Source organism: Verrucomicrobiota bacterium (assembly GCA_027622555.1).
In the GTDB taxonomy this organism is placed as follows: domain Bacteria; phylum Verrucomicrobiota; class Verrucomicrobiia; order Opitutales; family UBA2995; genus UBA2995.
In genome coordinates, this window is the sequence record JAQBYJ010000018.1 from 1 (window position 1) to 23,343 (window position 23,343).

General features: G+C 48.7%; 20 protein-coding genes and 1 pseudogene. 15 read left to right on the top strand and 6 right to left on the bottom strand.

Translation table 11 applies throughout. The features are described 5' to 3' along the window. Positions 1–187: 187 nt before the first annotated feature. The 5 genes and pseudogenes from O3C43_06810 to O3C43_06830 all read right to left on the bottom strand — a co-directional run bounded on the left by O3C43_06810 (position 188) and on the right by O3C43_06830 (position 6,223). The gene (locus tag O3C43_06810; GenBank protein ID MDA1066198.1) at positions 188–3,325 is read right to left on the bottom strand and encodes a DUF3427 domain-containing protein; all 3,138 of its coding nucleotides are present in this window, start codon (positions 3,323–3,325) and stop codon (positions 188–190) included. Then, on the bottom strand, positions 3,322–3,732 hold the full coding sequence (locus tag O3C43_06815; protein ID MDA1066199.1) for a (deoxy)nucleoside triphosphate pyrophosphohydrolase: 411 nt from the start codon (positions 3,730–3,732) through the stop codon (positions 3,322–3,324). Before O3C43_06815 ends, O3C43_06810 begins: the two co-directional genes overlap by 4 nt. A gap of 624 nt (positions 3,733–4,356) precedes the next feature. Further along, positions 4,357–4,917 (bottom strand): ORF6N domain-containing protein, encoded by a 561-nt coding sequence (locus O3C43_06820; GenBank protein MDA1066200.1) that lies wholly within the window; start codon positions 4,915–4,917, stop codon positions 4,357–4,359. 200 nt (positions 4,918–5,117) lie between these two features. Next, positions 5,118–5,327 (bottom strand): hypothetical protein, encoded by a 210-nt coding sequence (locus O3C43_06825; protein MDA1066201.1) that lies wholly within the window; start codon positions 5,325–5,327, stop codon positions 5,118–5,120. Between the two features lie 398 nt (positions 5,328–5,725). Then, positions 5,726–6,223, bottom strand: a pseudogene (locus O3C43_06830) (zeta toxin family protein). Between the two features lie 569 nt (positions 6,224–6,792). On the opposite strand from O3C43_06830, the gene O3C43_06835 reads away from it, so the two are divergent. From O3C43_06835 to O3C43_06890, 12 genes are all read left to right on the top strand, one after another. Then, entirely contained in the window at positions 6,793–7,158 is a 366-nt protein-coding gene (locus tag O3C43_06835) for an NADH-quinone oxidoreductase subunit A (GenBank protein ID MDA1066202.1), read from the top strand. Positions 7,159–7,276: 118 nt separating this feature from the next. Then, positions 7,277–7,927 (top strand): NADH-quinone oxidoreductase subunit NuoB, encoded by a 651-nt coding sequence (gene nuoB / locus O3C43_06840; GenBank protein ID MDA1066203.1) that lies wholly within the window; start codon positions 7,277–7,279, stop codon positions 7,925–7,927. After that, positions 7,927–8,514, top strand: a complete 588-nt coding sequence (locus O3C43_06845) for an NADH-quinone oxidoreductase subunit C (GenBank protein ID MDA1066204.1) — start codon at positions 7,927–7,929, stop codon at positions 8,512–8,514. Before nuoB ends, O3C43_06845 begins: the two co-directional genes overlap by 1 nt. Before the next feature lie 14 nt (positions 8,515–8,528). After that, positions 8,529–9,662 (top strand): NADH-quinone oxidoreductase subunit D, encoded by a 1,134-nt coding sequence (locus O3C43_06850; protein ID MDA1066205.1) that lies wholly within the window; start codon positions 8,529–8,531, stop codon positions 9,660–9,662. A gap of 177 nt (positions 9,663–9,839) precedes the next feature. Beyond that, complete coding sequence (locus O3C43_06855; GenBank protein MDA1066206.1) at positions 9,840–10,742, top strand: 4Fe-4S dicluster domain-containing protein; 903 nt, start codon at positions 9,840–9,842, stop codon at positions 10,740–10,742. 151 nt (positions 10,743–10,893) lie between these two features. Continuing rightward, positions 10,894–12,117, top strand: a complete 1,224-nt coding sequence (nuoH, locus tag O3C43_06860) for an NADH-quinone oxidoreductase subunit NuoH (GenBank protein ID MDA1066207.1) — start codon at positions 10,894–10,896, stop codon at positions 12,115–12,117. Then, positions 12,114–12,632 carry an NADH-quinone oxidoreductase subunit J gene (locus O3C43_06865; GenBank protein MDA1066208.1) on the top strand — a complete coding sequence of 173 codons (519 nt, stop codon included), beginning with the start codon at positions 12,114–12,116 and terminating at the stop codon, positions 12,630–12,632. The genes nuoH and O3C43_06865 overlap by 4 nt, the downstream gene beginning before the upstream one ends. 133 nt (positions 12,633–12,765) lie before the next feature. After that, positions 12,766–13,080 carry an NADH-quinone oxidoreductase subunit NuoK gene (gene nuoK / locus O3C43_06870; GenBank protein ID MDA1066209.1) on the top strand — a complete coding sequence of 105 codons (315 nt, stop codon included), beginning with the start codon at positions 12,766–12,768 and terminating at the stop codon, positions 13,078–13,080. After that, entirely contained in the window at positions 13,077–15,083 is a 2,007-nt protein-coding gene (nuoL, locus tag O3C43_06875) for an NADH-quinone oxidoreductase subunit L (GenBank protein MDA1066210.1), read from the top strand. Before nuoK ends, nuoL begins: the two co-directional genes overlap by 4 nt. 13 nt (positions 15,084–15,096) lie before the next feature. After that, a complete protein-coding gene (locus O3C43_06880) occupies positions 15,097–16,593 on the top strand; it encodes an NADH-quinone oxidoreductase subunit M (protein MDA1066211.1) in 1,497 nt (498 codons plus the stop codon). Beyond that, on the top strand, positions 16,594–18,081 hold the full coding sequence (locus tag O3C43_06885; GenBank protein ID MDA1066212.1) for an NADH-quinone oxidoreductase subunit M: 1,488 nt from the start codon (positions 16,594–16,596) through the stop codon (positions 18,079–18,081). A gap of 36 nt (positions 18,082–18,117) precedes the next feature. After that, positions 18,118–19,575, top strand: a complete 1,458-nt coding sequence (locus tag O3C43_06890; GenBank protein MDA1066213.1) for an NADH-quinone oxidoreductase subunit N — start codon at positions 18,118–18,120, stop codon at positions 19,573–19,575. Positions 19,576–19,733: 158 nt separating this feature from the next. Here O3C43_06890 and O3C43_06895 read toward each other — a convergent pair whose 3' ends face one another. Further along, the gene (locus tag O3C43_06895) at positions 19,734–20,579 is read right to left on the bottom strand and encodes a hypothetical protein (protein MDA1066214.1); all 846 of its coding nucleotides are present in this window, start codon (positions 20,577–20,579) and stop codon (positions 19,734–19,736) included. A 90-nt stretch (positions 20,580–20,669) separates the two neighbouring features. Between O3C43_06895 and O3C43_06900 the strand changes: the two genes are divergently transcribed. The 3 genes from O3C43_06900 (at position 20,670) to O3C43_06910 (ending at position 23,098) form a co-directional block, all read left to right on the top strand. Then, on the top strand, positions 20,670–21,329 hold the full coding sequence (locus tag O3C43_06900) for a mechanosensitive ion channel family protein (GenBank protein ID MDA1066215.1): 660 nt from the start codon (positions 20,670–20,672) through the stop codon (positions 21,327–21,329). 154 nt (positions 21,330–21,483) lie between these two features. Beyond that, positions 21,484–22,020, top strand: a complete 537-nt coding sequence (locus tag O3C43_06905) for a hypothetical protein (protein ID MDA1066216.1) — start codon at positions 21,484–21,486, stop codon at positions 22,018–22,020. Beyond that, complete coding sequence (locus tag O3C43_06910) at positions 21,992–23,098, top strand: hypothetical protein (GenBank protein MDA1066217.1); 1,107 nt, start codon at positions 21,992–21,994, stop codon at positions 23,096–23,098. Before O3C43_06905 ends, O3C43_06910 begins: the two co-directional genes overlap by 29 nt. Positions 23,099–23,343: the final 245 nt, after the last annotated feature.

Sequence of the window (23,343 nt, forward strand, 5' to 3'; positions counted from 1 at the left end):
TATTTTTATCATTCATACACTGTGGCATATAACAGGAGTGTAGTCTATCCTAAAGATTGATCAGTAAGTGCCAATAAAAAGTGTTACCGATGTCCTTAGAAGATCTGTTACCGATGTCCTCGGATCATACCGGATCTATTGGGTTCAGTTTTGTGTATGGGAGTAGCAAAGACTTTCCTTTCTATTTCTAAACCGCTCTCGCCTCTTCAAACAGCTCAGCGGGCATAGGATATTCTAATTCCCAAATCATTGAGATCGGGCGATTGTTTTCATAGGAAAGTAGATCCTTCACAGGACCTAAAAATACATAGGGATTTGTTTCACCATTGGTTCGTTTTTCAAGACGGGCAAAAAAGAGTATCGTGTATTCTCTCTTTTTGAAGTGGACGTAATTTTGACCCGCCGTTCCTTTCTGCGCTGCTGCCGCTTGCGATTCCCAATGCAACTTGCTTCTGCTAATGGGATAATCTTTATACCGCGTTGTCGGCGTAAAATCCTTGTCTTCTTTTTTAAAGGTTACGAGGTGCAAGTATGTTTTAATCTCTTTTGCATGAATCACTCCAGTTCCAGTTACCCCAGAATTGTGTAGATCAGCCAATCCGAGCAACGCAAGAATTTCTCTCAAACCATACTGAGCATGTAAGCGTAGATCAGACGCAAATGGAAGAGGAATGGAAAATGTTGAGTAAGGGTGAAGCTTTCTCCGCCAATCAATCACTTCCTTCAAATCCTTCTGGCTGTGCTTATTTTTTAACCACTTTTCAATCGATTCATAATAATCATTTACTCCCACTAAGCTCCCCTTTTTGCCCCATAACAAATAGTGCAATGCTGCCGAGTCCCGTTCACTCATTCCATACTCACCCGAATCTTCCCCAACTTTCAATTTACCAATCCGCATAGCCTTTTCCAAAAAGACTGGGTCCGTGCGAAGGCAAAAGCGGCGAAGCGCCTGACGCGTTTCTCTCAAATCAGGATCATCAATAGGGGCATGGTTAAGCGCCACCGCCTTCCATTCCGACCAGGTTTTATTCTGCAAAAGTTGTATCGGCGATAAATCGGTCAATTCTATGAAATTAGCAAACGTAAGGGGTCGTCCTGTTTCCTTTTCAAAGGTTTGGATAGACTCAGGTACAAAGGAATTCAAATTACCCAATGTATTGCGAATGCTCTGAAGAATGTACTCCTTGGCCACCCGCTCGAACTGAATACTGCAACCAGGGGGCAAATTCGGGAAATCTTTTTCGATTTCCTGATCTATCCTTCTTCTCTTCGTCCTCAGCAATGCGGAAAGTTTCCGATCGATCCTATACTTTTTATGTGACTGCCCCACAAAATCCAGCACGGTGAGGCAGTCCTTATCTGGAGCATGCCTTAAGCCTCTCCCAAGTTGTTGAAGAAAGACCGTAAGACTTTCTGTCGGTCTCAAGAACAGAACCATATTAATATCTGGGATATCCACCCCCTCACTGAATATATCCACTGCAAATAAAAACGAGATCCGACCTTCCTTAAACTCCTTAAACCGTTCTTGTCGTATTTCACTCGGAGTTTCGCCGAGCACAGTTTCTGCAGAAAGCCCGATTTCCCTAAACTTCTCAGCCATAAATTCAGCATGACGCACACTCACACAGAATCCCACCGCCCGGATGGAATCCGTATCCGGAAAATAAGTGCGGATGCTATGCAGAATCACATCCAGCCGCTGACGTGCATTAAAATCATCGCCCGTATAAATGATCTCCAAAGCATTGGTATCATATTTACCGTTTCGCCAGAATTTATCATCCGCAACCGCTACCGGATCAGTCACACCAAAGTAGTGAAACGGACAAAGCAGTTTTTCTTCAAGTGCTTCAGGCAATCTGATTTCTGCCGCAAAAGTATTATCAAAATCAGGAAGAATCGAACTACCGTCCATTCGTTCCGGAGTTGCAGTTAGTCCAAGAAGAATTCGAGGAGCCAAGTGATCCAAGAGAGGGCGGTAACTGTTTGCTGCGATATGGTGAACCTCATCTACGACAACGAAATCGAAATGGTTCAAACCCACCTGTTCCCAAGTTCGTTTAGTATTAAAGCTCTGCACGGACGCAAATACATACTTCCAATCACTAGGCAAATCCTGACCGATGAGAAGCTCACCAAAATTATAGTCACGCAGAACCGTCCTAAAACAGTCCCTGGCTTGCTCCAGGATTTCCTTCCGATGAGCAACAAATAACAACTTATCTGCCAAAGGATTTGCTTTCCTAAATCGAGCATAGTCCAGAGCGGCGACCACCGTCTTGCCTGTTCCAGTTGCAGCCACAACTAAATTTCGAAACGATCCAGCATCTCTCGCTGCGGCCAACGATTCAAGAATCCGCTCCTGGTAGGGTCTCGGCGTTATCTCTGCAAAAAAGCGAAACCCACTCGATTTGTCACTTTGTTTCCCGTGCTTAATTGCCTTTCTAAACCGCGAGTAATCCTTTTCGGAATATTCTTCAAACTCTACTCGCTCCCAGTAGCTTTCAAACTCTGCGGTAAACCGGTCTAGCATATGCGGCATATCTTGAACTGTCACTTTCACAGTCCATTCCAGCCCACTAGTTATCGCCGCTTTCGACATATTCGCCGATCCGATATAAGCCGTGGAGAAACCCGACTTCCGATAAAAGTGATAGGCCTTTGCATGCAATCGAGTGCGCTCGGTATCGTAAGAAACACGAATCGAAAAGTTCGGCTGCCCAGCCAACCACTCAACCGCGGCTGGATCGGAGGCACCCATATAGGAAGTGGTAATAATTCTTACCTTCACACCACGCTCAATTAGGTTCTCAAATCCAGGCAACAACAAGCGGAGCCCGGACCACTTGATAAAAGACACCAAAATATCCACACGGTCGGCAGTCATCATTTCTGCTCTAAGCTCACGATCCAACTGCGGGTCGTCTCCAGAACCCGTTAGCAAACTGCTAATACTCATCGGGGTTTCCGGGATAGAAATCACCGCACTCGAAGACCGTTTCTTTACCTCCCTCAACAAACTCTTAGGTTTCGATAGAAGCCGCTTGCGAAGCGTATACTCCAATCCATCTTGAGCCGCCAGCAGCTCAATCAGGCGATTCACCAAATCCAAACGATTTTCTTTTTTCGTTATTCGAAAAGCACGCTGCAGCACCTGCCACAAAAACTGACTGTAAGCACCCGGTGTTGACTCTTCATCCACCGATTGAAGTAATCCAATCAGCTCAGGTTGTCCGTTCAACAACGTCTCCAACTCCTCATCGAGCAAAGCCTCATAAAGCCCCTCAGGTAACAATTCCTGATTACTTTCAGCGCTCATACGGAAAACATCTTTTGCAGTTCTTGTACAATCGGAATGTCCGCCGGAGCCCAGTTCAACTCATGTGCACGCTCCACGTCTACCCAATCCATCGCAGAATGTTCGTGCAAAGTAATTTCCGGGATTTCATCACAGTTGGCCAAAAACGGCCACAAGCGAATCGTAGCAAAGCCATAAACATGAGTTGTCTCTGTTAGGGCCTTCAACTCCCCCAACTCCAAATTCAACTCCTCCACAATCTCCCGCCTCAGCGCATCCTTAGCAGATTCACCCTCCTCAATCTTCCCACCCGGGAATTCCCAATACCCACCCAGAGAACTCCTCTCCGGCCGTTGTACCATAAACACCTGGTTTCTGGTATTCATCATCACAAGACAACTCACTTCGATTATATTATCTTGTCTCATCTACAATTTCAGAGATCGAGCATGCAAAATTCGTGCACGAAGAGCCCGAACGCAAAAAATAAACATCTGACCGTCACACGATTCGAGAGATTTGTTTTTAGAAGCAGTAGTTGCCATCAAGGGGAAATTGGGACGTCAGAATAAGACCTACAAGGTCTTAACTCATTACAAATGATATCATTGAGGTCCGAGACGTGCAAAAGACGTCGCGTCGCGTGCAAAAGACGTCGGGTCTTGACTCTTGACAAAACGCTTCATTGGGGTCCGAAAAAAGCCGGCTAGGAACACTGGACTTTTTGAAGTTTGGAAATTCTATAATTTCGTGAAGGGGCTGCATTTGAATCGGGAATTGATTGATCAGATTAAAGCTGAATCCGGCGGAATGGGAAGGAGAAACTTTGGAAGGATGAAGGCTGATCCTACGTCGCCCTATCGGGCTATGCAGGACAAGATGGATGTTGGGGCCCAGTCGACTTGGTTTTTTCAAAACCCTGGTCGATACCTCCCAACCGCGTTTACCCGCTAAAGCAGGTAGCCCGCGTAAAAAGTTGAAGGTTTATTTTCCAATCTACCGGGCTATGCTGGATAGGAGGTGGTGCATGTAGGCCGCTAATTCTTTTTGGATTATTTGCGCAGATACTTAGCTTTACACTCCTTGGCTTGGAATCCGATACGCTTCTTGGGATCATCCGAAGCGGGGGCAATAAGCGGGACCAGCTTCTGGTAAATATCCCAAAGCGTGTTGTCATGCTGGAGGAGGGTTTTCTCGGTCTCGGCCAGGCGTTTCAGGATGTGCTCGTTGCCCGACAGAAGTTCGCGCTGGCGAACGAAGGCCCGGAGGATGAACACACTCATTTTCACCGCCTCGTCAGAATTTAGAATCGTGGCCGCCATAAGGGTGCCGTGTTCTGTAAATACAAACGGCGGTTTTCGCCGTCCTCCGTGTCTACTTGATGTCACAGATTGTGATATCAAGTTTCTAAACTCCTCATGGGTAAGCTGAAACGCAAATTCCTCAGGGAATCGTTTCAAGTTCCTCTTTACAGCTTGATTAAACACTCGCGTCTCAACTTCATACGCAAATGCCAGGTCACTATCCAACACAACCTGTAAGCCGCGAACGGTATAAATCGGAGGTTTGTTATAAACTTGAAAGGTCTGAGTAGGTTTTTTCTTGGTCGCCATATAATTACTTCACCTCCTCGTAGAACAAGGGGCCGATTTTCTCCAGAAGAGAGCGGTAGAAATCAGCGTCCCTACTCGTAAAAGGCTGAAATGAAAAAATGCCAGAATCCAGGGAGCTGTATTTTTCTGCCCAAAGGTTTACGGCCTACCCTCCAACCAATATCAGCCCAGTCTCGGCATTCCGCAAATCAACGAAATCTTTAACTGTGAGGTTTCTTTCCAACTGCGAGGGCTTCCCAATCAATTTCGGATTTGTCCCAGAAATCTTCGGGGAGTATGGAGTTCCGGCGCTGAAGGTCAGCCGGAGTCAACCGTTCGGACACTGTAGCCTTGGCGTCCAGTCGACGGGCATTCGTCCTCTTACGAGTGAATTCCTGATCGATGTCCACAACTGGAGTATTTTTTGCCATAGTCGTTAAACTACCATTATTACCTTCAAGGTCAAGAAGCTGGATAATCAGGGATTGGATGTCTGAGCTGAGCAAAAATCGTCTAAAAAGCGTTGGTTATTTACAGCTTGTAATGGGACATGTACCGAATGAAATGCCAGGAGCCCAGTGACGACAAGACCGGAATATGGGTTAAGACATCAAAGCTTGGATGGCGTTTTGGTGGCCTTGGCGACAATCGGTTCTAATCCCGCGGCGCGATCCCGGGCGATGGCCTTTTCGGAGGCCCGCTTCAAGGCAGCTTCGGCTCCGACAAAATCCGGGTTGTTGAGCGGCTGCACACGACGGGCTTTCTTTTCTGACGCTTGGTAAGGAATTGAATCTTCCATGAGTTTTTCAGGGGGATGGTTTTCACCAGTTTCCAATAATTCCGGTGGTTGTAATGAACCATCGTAAATGGCCCACTCATCGACAATCTCCAAATAGTGCTTCCACAAGTTATCCCAACCCCGCGCATAACGGCGACGGATCGTTGAAGCAGGAATATTGTGGCCTCCGTAACGGACACGCCGTTCGACTCGGCGAATGGCAAATTCAGGATCGGGAAGTTTGAGAAAGTAGAGTTTTACCTGGTAACCGTCCTTCTGCCATCGCGGAATCATGCGTAGGTAGACTCGGGTGGAGAGAGTCGTTTCGAAAGCAAAGCTCTTGCCGTTGGCGGCGAGTTCTCCAATCCGTTTCAGCATCACCCGACCAGCTGCAATAGCCACGCCGTCCGGGTGAAACGGACTCAATCCTGCGGCGATCAAATCCGCATTCACAAACTCATGGCAGTCGGCCTCCTGAGGAAGAAACTCCTCGGCGAAGGTTGTTTTCCCCGCCCCGTTGGGTCCGGCAATGATAAGGATCTTCTTCATGCGGCGAGGACAGAGTTTGACTCCTCAATTTCCTGATCTAACCAGGCGGATTCCTCAAGATGGAAGTCAATGGAATGGCGTACAAATTGTTCGGGAATCGATTGGAACATTCAGTGGAAATGAAAGGTTAATTTTTAGACATCCAGGAAATTGGGGCAAGCGTTGAAATAGAAGGGTCTCACACGGAGGCAAAAGGAGCACAGAGCTGGAAAAAGGAGGAGTGGAGGCTGGATGGCGAAGTAAACTTCGTGCCGGGACCGCTAAGCCCCAGCTTGGCTTTATTTATTCAACTGCCGAGCTCGGGCTCAGCGTTCCCAGGGGGGTCGCGACTAAAGTTACTCCTACAAAAGGACGAAGGTGACTTTTTCTGTAGTGAATCAGCCCAAAGAATTCTGTGCGGAAAGACCATAAGACCATCCACTCGCCAATGGGAATTCGTTGGATCCGGTAGCTCAGATTTTGACATTTTTCGAAATCACACCCGGCTTTTCACCATTATCTATATTTCATTTGCCAAGCATGCTGCAATCTATTCTGTAGGAATTAAGTCTTCATTATCAGCTACCCAAATGGACTCGCATTGGATTAATTACCTTACCCTGCTTGGATTCGCCATATTCGCGCTGATCATTGCCTGTACGCCTCTCCTGATTGCCAGGGTATTGAGTCCCCATAAGCCGAGTGACTTGAAACAGGCCACCTACGAGTGTGGGTTGGAATCCTCCGGGGAAGCCTGGGGAAAATTTAAAATGCAATACTACCTCTATGCGCTGGTCTTTGTGATATTCGATATCGAGGCGGTATTTATCTATCCCTGGGCCACCGCGTTTACCAGCATCGGCTTTGGCAGTTTTGTGGCCATGAGTGTGTTCATTTTAATCATGGCGGAGAGCCTTGTGTATCTCTGGTTGAAAGGATTTCTGGAATGGAAATAATTCAAAATGTTCAGTTGCGCGAGGAGCTGCGTTGCAGGGCGAACCGCGTACCAAGAGCGATCCGAGGCCACTCAATGAAATCGGGGCGTAAAGCCCCTCCTACAGTTCACACAATCCTATGAGCACCACCGAGGAAGAAGAGGTAGACCTATCACCGGAAGCGACAGCTAAGGCGGGCGTTATTCTGTCTTCCCTGGATTGGATCTACAACTGGAGCCGAAGTAATTCCGTGTGGCCATTGCAGTTTGGGTTGGCTTGTTGCGCCATCGAGATGATTGGGACGGCCGGTTCGCGCCACGATATTTCCCGGTTTGGAGCCGAGGTGTTTCGCCCGTCTCCCCGTCAATCGGACCTCATGCTCGTTTCAGGAACGGTCACCAAGAAGATGGCCCCTCAGGTAGTCCGAATCTATAATCAGATGCCGGAGCCGAAGTATGTGATCGCCATGGGTGCCTGCGCGATTTCCGGCGGTCCTTTCAAACAGGGCTACAATGTACTTAAAGGAATCGACCGTTACATCCCGGTCGATGTCTACCTGCCTGGCTGCCCTCCCCGTCCCGAAGCATTGCTCCATGCACTGATGACGCTTCAGGCTAAAATCAAAAAGGAGAAAAGCTTGGGGAAGCATATTACCAACCCGGCTTACAAGGAAGGAAAGCGCATTTATCCCGTGCCCGTGTTGACCGGGAACGATCTCGAGCCTCCCTACAATCACGAAGTCTGGACGCCTCCGGTAAAAAACCCAAACATTGCGGACGCCTGCGAATAATGGAGATCAACCACGAAGCCATACTTCGGCATTTTCCAGATCTCGAGTGGGAGGAGGATACAAAGAGCCTCATAGTCCCTCCCGAAAAGGTGACAGAGGTGGTTACCTGGTTAAAAGAACATCCGATGATGAAATTGGATTATCTGAGTTGTATTTCGGGGGTGGATTATATCGAAAGCGAGGTAAAGACCAAGGCCCGCAATGAAGAGGGAAAGATGGAGGTCATCATCACCAAAACGCCCGATAAGATGGAGGTCGTTTATCACCTTTTTTCCATGGAGAAAAAGATCGGCCCGCTGGTACTTAAACAGCGCGTCATGACTCGCGATAATCCGGTCGTCACTTCACTCACCCCTATTTATCGCGGAGCTGAGTTGATGGAACGCGAGATCTTCGACCTGTTTGGCATTCACTTTACCGGTCATCCGGATCTCCGCCGAATTCTCATGTGGGATGAGTTTGAGCATTATCCGATGAGGAAAGATTACACTCCTCCCAACGATTACGACTACGAACCCACTCCCCACGATTCTGTCATCGAACGAGCAAAGGAACGACAAGAGGAATTGGAAAGGCAGAAGTCATGAGCGTGATCGAAACCATGCCAGCCCGGGGTTACAGTGTGAGCAAAGACGACCTCGGATCCGATATCCTCGAGATTGCCATGGGGCCGCATCACCCGTCCACTCATGGGGTCTTTCGCATGGACCTGAAACTCGACGGGGAAACCGTCATGGATCTGAAGCCCATTTTTGGTTACCTTCATCGGAACCATGAAAAACTTGCCGAAGACATGACCTACCCGATGTCCATGCCCTTTACCGATCGTCTCGATTACCTTTGTGGCATGACGAACAACTGGGCCTACGCTCTCAGCTGTGAGAAGCTTATAGAAATTGAAGTTCCCGAACGTGCGGAATACATCCGCGTCATTGTCGCTGAGCTTACCCGTTTGGTGAACCACTGCCTCCTGGTAGGATTCTTTATCAACGACCTCGGTGCGCTCGGCACTCCCCTGCTCTACGCACTGCGCGAACGGGAAAAGATCCTCGACCTGTTCGAAACGCTTTCCGGTGCAAGAATGATGGTTAACTATTTTCGCTTTGGTGGTGTGCGTTGCGATCTACCCGAAGGCTGGCTGACGGAATGTAAACGAATCGTCGATGCCTTCCCGGCCTTCCTCGATGAATACGAAACCTTGTTGGTGGGAAACGAAATCGTGATCACCCGGGCCCAGAACGTGGGCGTGGTGACGAAGGAGGAAGCGGTCAATTTCTCCCTCACCGGTCCTATGCTCCGCGCCAGTGGCGTGAACTACGACATCCGCAAAGTTGACAAATACGGCATCTACGACCGCTTCGACTTCAAAGTCCCACTCGGCGCCCACGGCGATTGTTATGATCGTTTCATGATCCGTATGCTCGAAATGCGGGAGAGTATCAAAATCCTTAACCAGGCACTCAAAGATATTCCCGAAGGTGAAATAATGGGAGACGCGCCCAAGATCTTTAAACCCGCACCGGGAGAAGCCTATGGCCGAATCGAATCACCCAAGGGAGAGCTGGGGTTCTACCTCATAGCGGACGGAACCAACAATCCCTACCGGTTCAAAGTTCGTCCTCCTTCATTCATAAACCTTACTGCCCTGCGCCACATGTGCATAGGGCACAAAGTTGCCGACGCTGTCATCATTCTTGGCAGTATCGATATCGTCCTGGGAGAAGTCGACCGCTAGCATGGGACAAGCCTTTAAATTATTTTTGGTAGGGCGGTCTCGCCGAGACCGCCGACGTATGCCTCTTGTACTATCTCACATTCACAGATGCTCAACGGACCGATCGGCGACGGGTCCAGCGAAGTTATCAAACGAAGCTGGGATCGGCCCCTACCTTTTAACCGAATATTACGATCTATGAGTTTATTCGCAAAAGGCATCATCCAGGGGATGGGCGTAACGGCCAAAAACTTTTTCCAGAGCTATTACAAAAAAGATCGGCTTCCGACTGTGGAATATCCGGAAGAGAAATCTACCGTTACGCAGTTTTCCAGAAACATACCTTTTCTGGTATTTGATGGTGAGGACGCCATCGATGGGATGCGCTGTACCGCTTGCACACTGTGTGAAAAAGCCTGCCCGCCGGCCTGTATCTACATCATCAAGGACAAGGACGAAAACGGGAGACCGCTTAAACGTCCTGCGGTGTTCGACATCGATTCTTCAGTTTGCATGAGTTGCCAGCTTTGTGTCGAAGCCTGCCCATTTGAAGCTATCCGGATGGATAGCGAATTCGAACTTTCCACCGAAAACCGTTTCGAAGGGTTGCTGATCAATCGCGAAGCACTCCTCAAATCGAACAAATACTACCACGAAATTCACCCCATCGAAGCCCAGGTAACCGACGACCGCATGGCCGCCAAAGTTGCCGAAGCCGAAGCAAAAGCAAAGGAACGGGAAGAAAAAGCCCGCCTGGATGCCGAAGCCAAAAAAGCAGCGGAAGAAAAGAAGGCTGCCGAAGAAGCTGCCGCAGTTGCCGAAGCACCCGTAGTCGAAGAAGTAACTGAAGTTGCCCCGGAGGAACCAACGGCAGAAGCGTCAACAGAAACAGCCGAATCCACAGAACCTGCCGAATCCACAGAAACTCCGAAAGCGGTCGCAGAGGAATCAACAGAAGCTCCCCAGGAACCAACAGCGGAAACAACCGAAGTTCAGGAAGAACCCAAATCAGTCGCCGCAGAACCTCCTCCTGCAGTTGCCGAAGAAAAGCCCAAGTTAGCAGAACCCGAAAACTCCGAAGAACCGAAAAAACCAGAATGACAGTTACTCCGAACCTCAGAACCTTTGAACCGCTGAACCGCTGAACCCTTGAACCTCTGAACCTTTAAGCCTTTGAACCTTTAAGCCTCTGAACCCTTTAACCCTTGAACCCTTGAACCTATTTAACCCTTTTAACCGCCTTTAGGCCCCCATGAATAACTTTTTTGATCACAAACTTCTAGAGCTCGCCCAATGGGTGGAGTCTCTTTTCAACGATATGCCTTCGTTGAAGATTGTGGTTCATATTGTCTTGTCCTCCCTGCCTCTGATCCTCGCATTCATGGGTGCGTTCGCTTTTTCCACTTGGCTTGAACGTAAGGGGCTCGCCCGGATTCAAAACCGCCCCGGCCCGAATCGGGTTGGGATCTTTGGGTTACTTCAACCGGTAGCGGACGGCATCAAAATGCTGTTCAAGGAAGACATCGTTCCAGAAAGATCGGACAAATTATTTCATTTCATGGCACCAGTATTATTGATGGTGCCGGCCATGGTAGGCATCGGATTTTTACCCATGGGCGAGGGAATGAGTGCCCTACCCTTTGACTCGGCTATTCTATTTTTCTTTGCGATCGGATCGATGAATACCATTGCCGTCTTCATGGCTGGTTGGTCATCGCGCAATAAGTATTCCTTGCTCGGAGGCATGCGCGCCGTGGCGCAAATGATCAGTTACGAAATCCCGCTGGTGCTATCCGCTGTGACGGTTATCATGATTGCCGGTTCACTCAACGCTCAGGAGATTGTCGCTTCTCAACAGATCACCGGATGGATCGGAAGTGGAAATATAATCCAGGAGTTCTTTGGGCAGATACTCGGTTGGCATATTTTTAAACCATGGGGATTCGCCGGATTTATCTTTTTCTTTATCGCAGCACTGGCCGAGGCCAACCGCTCGCCTTTCGATTTACCGGAAGCCGATTCGGAAATCATCGCCGGTCACCTGACCGAATACAGTGGTTTCAAATACGCCATTTTCTTTATCGCTGAGTACATTAGCGCCTTCGCGATTGCCGGGATAGCGGTCACCTTATTCCTTGGCGGTTGGAGCGGACCGGTTATAGCTGGATTACCGTGGTTTATCATAAAACTGTTTAGTCTCTTCGCGGTAATGATCTGGATACGCGGCACCTTGCCCCGGTTACGAGTCGACCAGTTAATGGCCTACGCCTGGAAATTCCTGATGCCGTTAGCCATCCTCAATATATTCGTTGCCGGTCTCTACTACTTCGCCGAACAACAATGGGGCATCTGGATTGCCCTGGTCGGGGGATGGATAGTTGGATTCGGAGCATTACAGTTGGCAGCTAAAGGACTGGCCCGACTCAACAAATCTCCCCTCTTAAAAGACAAAAGGGTCTACCAATTTGCGGAATGAGTATCGCATTTTTCATATTGGCAATTGTTGCGATCATGGGCGCCGTTTTGGCGATCACTTTACGCAATGTAATTCACGCCGTATTTTCAGTACTGTTGTTTTTCTCTGCAATTGCAGGACTGTTTCTTCTGCTACTGGCAGAGTTTGTTGCTGCAGTGCAAGTGCTGGTATACATCGGCTCGGTCGGCATTCTAATGCTCTTCGCCATCATGCTCACGACTAAGGTTATGGGTGACGCAACCAGCACGGTCCATTCCCGCGGATGGATCTGGGGAGGAATAGCCGTTGCAGCTTTGTTACTTGGAGTATTTATTCCGCTCATCTCCCAGCCGATTGCGGAAGCCACGACCCTACTTTCGGATTTCGAACCCTCCGTCAAACAACTTGGACTTGTTTTGATGGATCCCTACTTCGCCTCCGTGGGCGTCATCGCTTTGCTACTTACGGCCGGACTTATCGGAGCCGTGGTGGCAGCAAGCAGCGCGAGTGAACCTGAACCCGAACAAAAAACGTGACGGTATTTTTTATAACCCATTTTAAGGTAGGGCGCTCTGGCCCAGAGCGCCGCCGACAGTTTTTTGTTATAACCAAATCCAAAGACATTTCAACAGACCGCCCGGCGATCGGTCCCTACATGATTTTCAATTAGTGGAGCTAACTCTAAATCATTTCCTGATACTCTCAGCCATCCTCTTCTCGATAGGTTTGGTGGGCGCGCTGACGCGTCGGCATATCATAATCATGCTGATCTGTCTGGAAATCATGCTCAATGCGGGGAACCTCAACCTGATTGCGTTTTGGTACTATAGTCCAAACCCAGACCTCATGCACGGGCCCCTCTTTACACTTTTCACGATCGCGATCGCAGCCACGGAAGCCGCCCTTGGGCTGGCACTGGTTCTCGCTATCTTCCGCCACTTTAAAACCATCGACCTGGAGCAAATTCAGGACCTGAAAGAATGAACCTATTCGATTTTTCTCATTCCGTTGGATGGCTGTTGTGGATTCCCCTTTGTCCACTGATAGCCGGAGTATTGCTGGGCTTTTTCAAACCTTCAGGTAAACTGTCTGCGATCATCGCCATCGCCGCACTAACGGCCTCCTTGGGATTTTCGCTCAAAGCTTTTGCAATGACCGGGGGGCATGAAGCCCACACCCTCACTCACAATTTTACCTGGATTCAGATCGCGGGCGTGAACCTCGAATTCGGAGTAGTCCTCAATGCACTGACCGGATCGATGTTGGCGATGGTCAGTTTCATTGGCCTCTTAATCTTTATCTATTCAGCCAGTTACATGAGCCATGACGCCCGCATGGGACGGTTCTTTTGCTACCTCTCTATTTTCATGGTGGGTATGCTTGGGCTGGTAGTCTCGAATTCTTTGTTACTGCTCTTCATGTTCTGGGAGATTGTCGGGCTCGCCTCTTATTTATTGATCGGGTTCTGGTTTGAAAAACCATCGGCTGCGGCCGCTGCGAAAAAAGCATTTATCACCACCCGGATTGGCGATCTGGGATTCCTCATTGGATTGCTCTGGGCGTTCAAGGCGACCGGTACCTTTCTATTCTTCGACGGAGGAAATGGACTCCTTGAAGGCGCACAAATCGCCGCACTGGTTGCTTCCGAGAACGCGCTTGGGGGATTAAATGGTGCGGGTGTAATTGCGTTGTTCCTCTTCATCGGTGCGGTTGGAAAATCGGGTCAACTTCCACTACACGTGTGGCTACCCGATGCGATGGAAGGCCCTACTCCGGTATCGGCTTTGATCCACGCGGCAACCATGGTGGCAGCTGGCGTATTCCTGGTAGCCCGCGCATTTCCACTTTTCCTCGCAGACGAGGTGATGCTTGAAATCGTTTCCTGGGTCGGTGCATTTACCGCACTGTTCGCTGCTCTCATTGCCGTTGCGCAATACGACATCAAACGGATTCTCGCCTACTCGACGGTCAGTCAACTTGGCTTGATGATGGTAGGGCTCGGTGCCGGTGGATTGGCCCTTGGAGAAGGGGGCGTATCGATCGGTATGTTTCACCTCCTTACTCACGCATTCTTTAAGGCCTTACTCTTCCTCGGTGCCGGCTCGATCATTCACGGTTGTGGCGAGGAGCAGGATATCCGTCTCATGGGTGGTGTGTTTAGCAAAATGAAAGTATCGAGTATTGCTTACCTGGCCGGCACGCTCGCTCTTTGCGCATTTCCCTTCACCAGTGGATTTTTTAGTAAGGACCAAATCCTGCTCAGTGCCTGGACAACGAACTCCACCGTTTTCTGGATCAGTGCATTCGCTTCCTTGCTCACGGCGTTCTACATGACGCGGCAATGCTGCTACGTATTCCTGGGTAAATACCGCGGCAAAGGTCATGTCCATGAAAGCCCGGCATTGATGACTGTTCCATTGGTGATACTCGCCGCATTCGCTCTCTTGCTCGGAGTCATCAGTGAAAATAAATTCCACGTGCTCGACTATCTTTCAGGTGTCCACGTTCACCAGCATGAAACCATCGTGGTCGTTATCAGTGTAATAATTGCCCTGGGTGGAATCGGACTTGGTTTGCTTGTTTACGCTCGAGCCAAAATGGGCATGGATATTGTCGATCCAGTCAAGCGCGCCATTGGGGCTCCTTACTCGTGGTTGGAAAAACGTTTATTGGCCGATGAACTGTACGAAGCCACGGTATTCAAACTTTGGAACGCTCTGGCGATTAACATTACCGCGATTGAAGCGATCCTGAATGTCCTGGTCGATGCCCTCACAGCAGTGGTGGTGAGTATTGGCAATTTCTTCTCCAACACCGTCGACCAAAAATTAATCGACTCTGTCTCCTTCGATGGCACCTGCGCTCGCATTTACAAAAGCAGCAGGATCAACGCATTTATTCAAAACGGATTCCTTCAGGGATATCTCCGGATTCTCACCGCGGGCACCGTCGTAATCGGTGTTCTTTTCCTGGTCTTTGCCCGATGAGAGGACGTATTCAATGATTAGCATTATCACATTTTTCCCGCTACTGGCAGCCCTCGCGATTGTCCTGACGCCGGGCAATAATAAGGGCTTCATAAAGCTTCTTGCTTTGATAGGTGCGTTGGCTTCTTCCATTCTGGCGATTTCATTGGCGCTTCAATTTGTTCCTGGTGACGGACTTCAGTTTGTACAAAAGTACGCGTGGATACCGTCGATCGGCGTGGATTACTTTGTTGGTATCGATGGATTGAATATGCTGCTGGTTATTCTGGTGGCCATCCTCTCACCTATCTTCGTACTCGCCTCCTGGAAGATGGATGAAAAGGCAAAGACCTACTTCAGTCTTCTGTCCGTTCAAATCACCGCGCTTTACGGCGCATTTACCGCACTCAACTTTTTCCACTGGTTTATCTTTTGGGAAGCAGCTCTGGTACCGGCGTTTTTCCTTATCAAACTCTATGGAGGTAAAGGAAGGCACAAAGCGGCAATTAACTTCTTTGTATTCACCGTACTCGGGTCGGTGGCAATGTTGCTGGGGGTGGTTTTCCTCTACCTGAAAACCGGCACCTTTGACTTTATCGAACTCCGCCAATTGGCCAGCCAAGGATTAATCCAAGTAAAACTCGGCGGACTTTATCCCGTAATCTTTGTTGCGATCGCCCTCGGACTTTGGGTGAAAGTTCCACTCTTCCCACTGCATATGTGGCAGGCACCTGCCTATGCTGAGGCACCCGTTCCGGTAAGCATGATACTTACCGGGATAATGTCGAAGATGGGGGTATACGGATTTCTCCGTTTGGTGGTTCCGGTTTTCCCAGAAGCGATTCGAGAATTTTCAGAAGTATTACTGACCATTGCTTTGGTAACGATTATCTGGGGTGCATTTCTTGCCTTGCGCCAAACAGACATCAAACGCGTGCTCGCCTACTCATCCTTAAACCACGTGGCCTACTGCATGTTCGGTATATTTGCAGTCGGTGCGGCGATGGGACCTGATAAGATAAACGCTCCGGCAATAGCCATGCAGGGAGTCATCCTGCAAATGTTTGCCCACGGAATTGGAGCTGCCGGTCTCTTTTATATAGCCGGCAAATTAGAGGACATCAGTGGCACACGTGACATACGAGAATTCGGCGGACTGGGTGCCGTGATGCCGAGGTATGCATTTGTATTTTGCTTCCTGGTGTTTTCGTCCCTGGGACTTCCGTTTCTGGCCGGGTTCGCCGCGGAGATTCTCGTCTTCTCTGGAGCTTTCGCTCTGGCTCCCTTTCATACCGTATTTGCACTACTGGCACTTTTGGCCACGGCTATTTTTCTCCTCACCATCATTCAACGGATCTTCACCGGAAAAGCAGGTGAGGCAAAAAGCAGTCTCCCCGATATCTCCTACCGCGAAGTGCTTTATATTTCACCTCTGCTGGTGCTGACCGTCTGGATCGGAGTGTCGCCCTCCACCTGGTTGGCTTTCAGTGATCCATTTATTCAAACGCTCACCACGCTTTTTATTCCGTAAATGATTGCACTACTCACAGTCATTTTAAGTTTTCTAGGCGCCGCCATAATCGGTTTCGTCCCGAGTAAAAACATTAGGCTGATCCGCTCATTGGCTCTCTTTACCGCTCTGGGAACTTTCGCCGCCGCGGTGCAATGTTACTTTGAATATCTCGATCGGTCCGGTGAAGTATTTCAGCAAATGATTGATCTGACCTGGATTCCTGCGATTGGGGCCACGTTCAAGATCGGCGTCGATGGGCTCAGTATCAGCCTACTCGTTTTGACCGGAATCATTGCGGTTTGCGGGGTGTTGTTTTCCTGGACCATAGAGGATCGGGCGAACCAGTTTTTCGCCTACTACTTCGCGCTTATTGGAGGCGTATTCGGAGTCTTCCTATCACTCGATTTGTTCCTGCTCTTTGTCTTCTACGAAATCGCCATTGTCCCCAAGTATTTCATAATCGCCATTTGGGGTAGCGGTGAAAAGGCCTACGCGGCCATGAAGCTGGTGTTGTTTTCTTTTGTAGGTTCCGCAGTGGCATTGCTGGGATTAATCGCGCTTTATTTCGGATCCGGATTACAGACGTTCGACCTTATCCAGCTGATGGCTGAAGGAGAATTCTCATCCCAATTTCAGCTGGTGGTCTTCCCGATCTTGTTTATCGGTTTCGGAATTCTCGCAGGCATGTGGCCATTCCATACCTGGGCACCCACCGGTCACGTGGCCGCACCTACCGCGGCCTCCATGCTTTTGGCCGGAGTCGTGATGAAGCTCGGCGCTTACGGTTGTTTGCGAGTCGCCATCGGGTTGCTACCGGAAGGAGCTATTTATTGGGCACCCATCGTCGCTTGGATCGCAGTCATCAATATCGTTTACGGCGCGCTGATCGCTCTCGTGCAGAAAGATTTTAAATTCGTCATCGGGTATTCCAGCGTAAGTCACATGGGGTTTGTCCTGCTCGGACTCGCCACGCTAAATGAAGTGGGACTCATGGGAGCATCCCTCCAAATGTTTTCCCACGGCATCATCGGTGCCCTGCTCTTCGCCATTGTTGGCACGGTCATTTACTCACGCACGCATACACGCCAACTTGACCATTTCCACAACCTCATGCAACGGATGCCTGGAATCTGCTGGGTATTTATTGTGGCTGGACTTGCTTCCATGGGGCTCCCCGGATTCAGCGGATTCGTCTCGGAGTTGCACGTGTTAATTGGCACCTGGAATCAGGATCAATTTTCGATCTGGATCATTATTTTGGCAGGTTTCGGCATTCTTGCGACCTTTACCTATACCCTGGTTAAGATTCATGAAGCCTTCTTCCGCTCATCACCTGCGCATAACCCGAATGAAGTCTATGCGCCGATGACTATCCCTGAGAAATTGGGTTGCGGGATATTGTTGTCATTCGCATTGGCGATCGGGATTTATCCGAACCTGCTCACTGTTATCCTTGAACCCAGTTTGGCACCGATTTTGGAGGCGCTGGCAACTGCAGCAAAATAGAATTCTGAAATGAGCTACTTACATTTATTACAAACTATGTTTCCCGACCTCCTTGTGGTTCTGGTCATGTTTGTAGCACTCGGGTTCGACTATACCAAATACAAAAACCTCGGCCGACAGACCCGAAGCAACAAAGCGGCAATGATTTCCTCGATCGCGCTACTCCTGGGACTTGCCGGTGTCCTTGGGCAATTCAGTTCAGCTTGCTGCGCAACCGCCACCCCGACGACTTATGATGGCCAGCTGGTTTTAACACCGCTTACTCTGGGATTCAAAGCACTGGTATTTGCGCTGGCGCTTTTCGTCATCCAATTCGCGAAGCCTCAAGTTCCCAATAAACACGTCAGCGAATATTTTAGCCTGATTTTGCTCAGCACCTTGGGCATGGGTTTCCTGATCACGGCTCAAAACCTGATCATGTTTTTTGTTTCGATAGAACTGATATCCCTCAGTCTCTACGGACTAACGGCCTTTCAAAATGATAAAAGATATTCTGTCGAAGCGGGCATCAAATACTTTGCCATCGGTGGAGTATCCTCGGCCTTTTTGCTCTTTGGAATCAGCTACCTCTATGGTGCCACCCACGCACTTAATTTCGACGGTATCGCAAGTGCTATCGAAACAGCGCCTTCCAGTTACCTGCTGATAGCGTCGCTCTGCCTTGTGGTGGGGCTCGGTTTTAAAATCGCCGCCGCACCCTTCCATCTGTGGGCACCCGATACCTACCAATGTGCGCCTGTTCCGGTAGCAGCCTGGATTGCTACCGGCTCCAAGATCGCGAGCTTCTTTGTATTAATCCAACTCTTTGGACCGATCCTCGAATCTTCAGTGGACCGCGATACCCTCATCAAAGGTCTGGTTATTGTATCAGTCCTCAGCATGGTTCTTGGCAACATAGGTGCCTTGCGCCAATCCTGTGTTAAGCGATTGCTTGCCTACTCAAGCGTCGCGCATGCCGGTTACATGCTCATCGGTCTCATTGCGGCGAACAAGGACGGCCAGGTTTCCATGCTCTATTATATCGTCATTTACTCGTTCGCCACACTTGGAGCTTTTGCGGTTATTGGTATCATCAACAATCGACTGGGACGCGAAGCCTATATTTCCGATTTCAACGGCTGCTGGAAACAGAATCCAAGACTCAGCCTGCTATTCTTGATTTTCATTCTGTCTTTGGCTGGCATTCCTCCCTTATCTGGATTCGTCGGGAAACTATATCTCTTTATGGCAGCGATTGGCTCACAGCCGGAAATCGCCAGTTGGTCGGATGGCTATTATTGGCTGATCGCGGTGGCGCTCCTGATGTCTGCGGTATCCTTGTATTACTACGTCAAAGTTCTGAAAGCATTTCTCGTATCGAACGATACACCTGGCTTGCCAAAACTTACCATCGGTAAGGCCGAAGGTTGGGGGCTTATCATTCTGGCCATCCTGGTAGTCGGATTGGGGATCTATCCAACGGGATTGATAGAGTTTATCAGTAGCTCGCTTTGAGATAGGAAGCTCACGGTTTTTCCCTCCCTCAAATAAATAAAACAAAGAATCTTTATTCTCTGGTTAAATATTGTTTGGAGCGGATCCACCAGGATTCACCACCATCAATACTGGTTTCCAGATATGATTTCATCCCTGGGTTGATAATATTCAAAATTCTAAGGAGCCTCTTCCGGTTCGACGAACCCATAATCAGCAGGACCAAACCCCGGTACGCTGATAAATTCATCCCAATCACGTTCACCTCGACGACCACGCCCAAAACGTGAGGTCCAATGTTTACTTTCTAAGTCTTCGTGGAATCCGCTCGTGTTCTTTTCAGCCAGATCAAACAGGTTCCACTGAGAGCCCCGATTACCTTCGATACTGAATGAACCCCGCTCATCAAAAATGTAATTCCCAGGACCAAGCTCCTGCCCCATGAGTTGCCCCCAGACTCTTGCCTCGCGTTTGGACAAGCAGCGACCATTTACGTAGAGACGTGAATCGCCCCTGGAAACATTTGATTGGAGAGGACCGTAGTCGTGCCCTTTCCGCATGTAACCAAACGCATCGTATCCAATCGCACCGTACAGGCCGCTGTTTGGATCATACCAATAGCTTCCCGGTCGAGGATAACGTTGGTATTGCTTAAAAAAATCCTCGAGTTGTCTCCGGCTAAGAATCTGGCCGTTAAAGATAACCGTCTGCTCACCTGCCAAGGTCGATTGCACGTAGTTGGCCGCAGCTGAAGAGGTTTCACCTTGAAGGGTCAACACATAGGTACGCGCCGTCGATTGATCGATCAAGGCACCCCAAGTCATGCCAACCAATGTGAGCTCCAGATAGGGACCGTCTTGAAACATGGTGATATGAAGAGGCTTTCCGAGAATGGTGCCGACCAACAGACCGTCTTCCAACTTACAGGCTACCTGATGAACTTCACCTTCCCCACGAAATGTCCCCGAGTATACCCCCTGATCTTCACTAAGGGTGATGAGCATGCCATCCTCGTTATCTGGCACATAAAATGTTCCGGTGTAGGCTTGGCCAAAGTTTAGAATGGCACCCGCAAGGAAAAACAGTGAGGCAAAAAACGAAATATTGATGTAACCTTGGAGCGGTTTTTCTCCTCCACGACCAAGCTGTTCGTCATTGTCCTTTTTCTGATAATAGCACTCAACAAGCTGGGAATTGAAATCGCACCTTTCGTAGCTCTCTTAGGTGCCAGTGCCTTGGGTTTGAGTTTGGCTGTTCAAGGCCCCATTTCCAATTACGGCGCAGGGATAGTCCTCATCATTACCCGCCCATTCAAATTAAATGATACTCTCACTATCTTAGATAAACGGGGTCCTGTCTCCGGTCTCGTCAGTTGCATTCACCTCGGCTATACTGAGCTGGAATCTGAGGACGGAGAAATGATAACCATTCCCAATCGCCGGGTTCTCGGTGAAATCCTGACCAACTCCCATCATTTCAGAGTCGCTGAGGGTGTTATAGGAATCGAATACGGTGGAGATCCTGAAAAAGCGATTGCGGTCATTGCAAAAGCGCTAAGCGCAATCGAATATATCGACAAAGATCACTTACCCGAAGTGGGGATAAAAGAATTCGCAGACTCATCCATAAATATCGGCTACCGGTATTGGGTCGGCACTTCCCATTTTCACAGAATCCAGTTTAAGGCCAACATGGCAGTCTACAAAGCTTTTAAAGAAGCACACATTGGCATTCCTTTCCCACAACGGGATGTGCGCTTGTTCAAAGAAAATTAAGACTCTCAAGCTTTATCCATGGAACGACCGGATTTACATTCTAACCATTCGTTCTCTAGTTTTATCAAATTTGTGAAATCCTGGCTAACTTTCTGCCGTATCTCACCTGCAAGCATTCCATCCGTTTCCATGAGGACTCTCAGAAACAAAGCACATGCTTGGTAGATATAAACACCTAGTAGCGCTCGGAATAGCAGGGATCGTTCTGGGAGTTCCTTTCCTTTTCAGATGGATATCAGATTCCTATGAGATCTACCCGTCGGTACTATTTCCATCTGGAGCACAATGGTATGAATTGAAGGACGGTTACTATGAGTTTGTATATTTTGAGATTTCCGGAATCGATCGGGAGACGGGTTCATTTAAGAGACTCGATCCAACAACGTTCATCGATCCTATTCCCTACCACTTTTTATTTGATCTTGTACAGAATGAGTTCGGACTTAATCCGGATCATAAATCCATGGATCACCTTCGGTATTTTCAGAACAGGATCAGGCTTAAGTTTGCAACATTTACCGATTCAGATCGAGCAGAGACGCGCCAATGGTTGAGTGAACGTCTGCTCAAAGCAGGTTGCAGTAATGAGGAAATCCGGCTCCGCACGATCAAGGCGCGGATCAAACAATACCATAACGAGATGGAGGACCTCAAAACCATCAATGAAAAACATATTTCAATACGCGGATGATGGCATAGCCCTTCTTTGGCAGCGGGTTGAAAATGCTACGAAGCTGCCAATCTACGAAGCCTCTGTTTTTCGAATAGTGTTCGGACTCAGCCTTCTGCTGATCAACACCCCTCATTACTCCTGGATTGGCGAAACCCCGCCAACCTTTTTTGATCCTCCGATTTTTAGTATTGCATCCTTTTTTAATGGATTCCCTCCACAAGCACTCTTTTGGGCCTACGACCTTCTAACGCCCGTTCTTATCCTCTGCATAACTGCGGGGGTTAAAACAAGGTGGTGTGGCCTCATTTGTGGAGTAAGCTACTTTGTAGTATCGAGCTTTGGGTACAGCTTTGGAAAAATCGATCATTCATTCCTCCCCTGGGTTTCACTACTACTGTTCTCATTTTCCAACTGGGGCACCCAGCTTGCATTGATTCCGGACAAGCCGGTAAAGAATCATCAACTGCCCATATCACTCATAGCGCTGGTCATAGCTTTTGGAATGTTAAGCGCTGGTGCGGAGAAGGCGATTCGATGGATCGATTTCGACCTGGAAACCAGCGGATTCCATACCTGGTTTCTAAGAGGTCACTTCACTCTTGGAAGAGATTTCCTTCTGGCAAATTTCGTCTTGAAAACACCGGGCATTTTGCTCGAAGCCGGAGAATATGCAGCCGTTTTCATCGAAGTGAGTGGTATTCTTTTCCTGGTGTTGGGGCGCACCTCCTGGCGCATATGGATAGTGTTCGTTTCGCTATTTCACTGGGCGAATACACTGTTTCTAAATATCCCTTTCCCGGCCCACATCGCCGTCTACCTGGTATTTTTTATTTACCCTCTAAATGGAGCCCAAACCGCTTCGGGATATGACAATCCCAGGACCAGGAGCAACTTAAAGAAAGTATTGTTTTTGGCAGCCTTTCTTACAGTCACTCATTGCGTCACCCGAGTGCTACATTCAGGATCATCAATGCTGTTTATTTCAGATACTTCTTTTACCGTCCAACTCAAGCTTGCGGCAATACTCTGGCCCGTTTTGATTCTCATCGGTATCTCAAAGCTTAGGTCCAATCGAACAAAGGACCCGTTGAGTTGATAAAAACAACATTTCCAGACGGTATCACTGATCTTCGTTAATCGAGTTGAAAGCCATTAAGCTGCTTGCAATGATTCCGACAAAAAGGAAAGATTCGCATCGAAAAATCTTCCCTCACATGCATCACCCAAGGAATGACTGGTCAATGTAACTTCTTGTGCATTAAATCGCGTTATTCACTTGCGATCATTTCCCATTCTTTAAATTTTATTTCTGTGCTTACCCTTTTTCCCCATATCATCCGC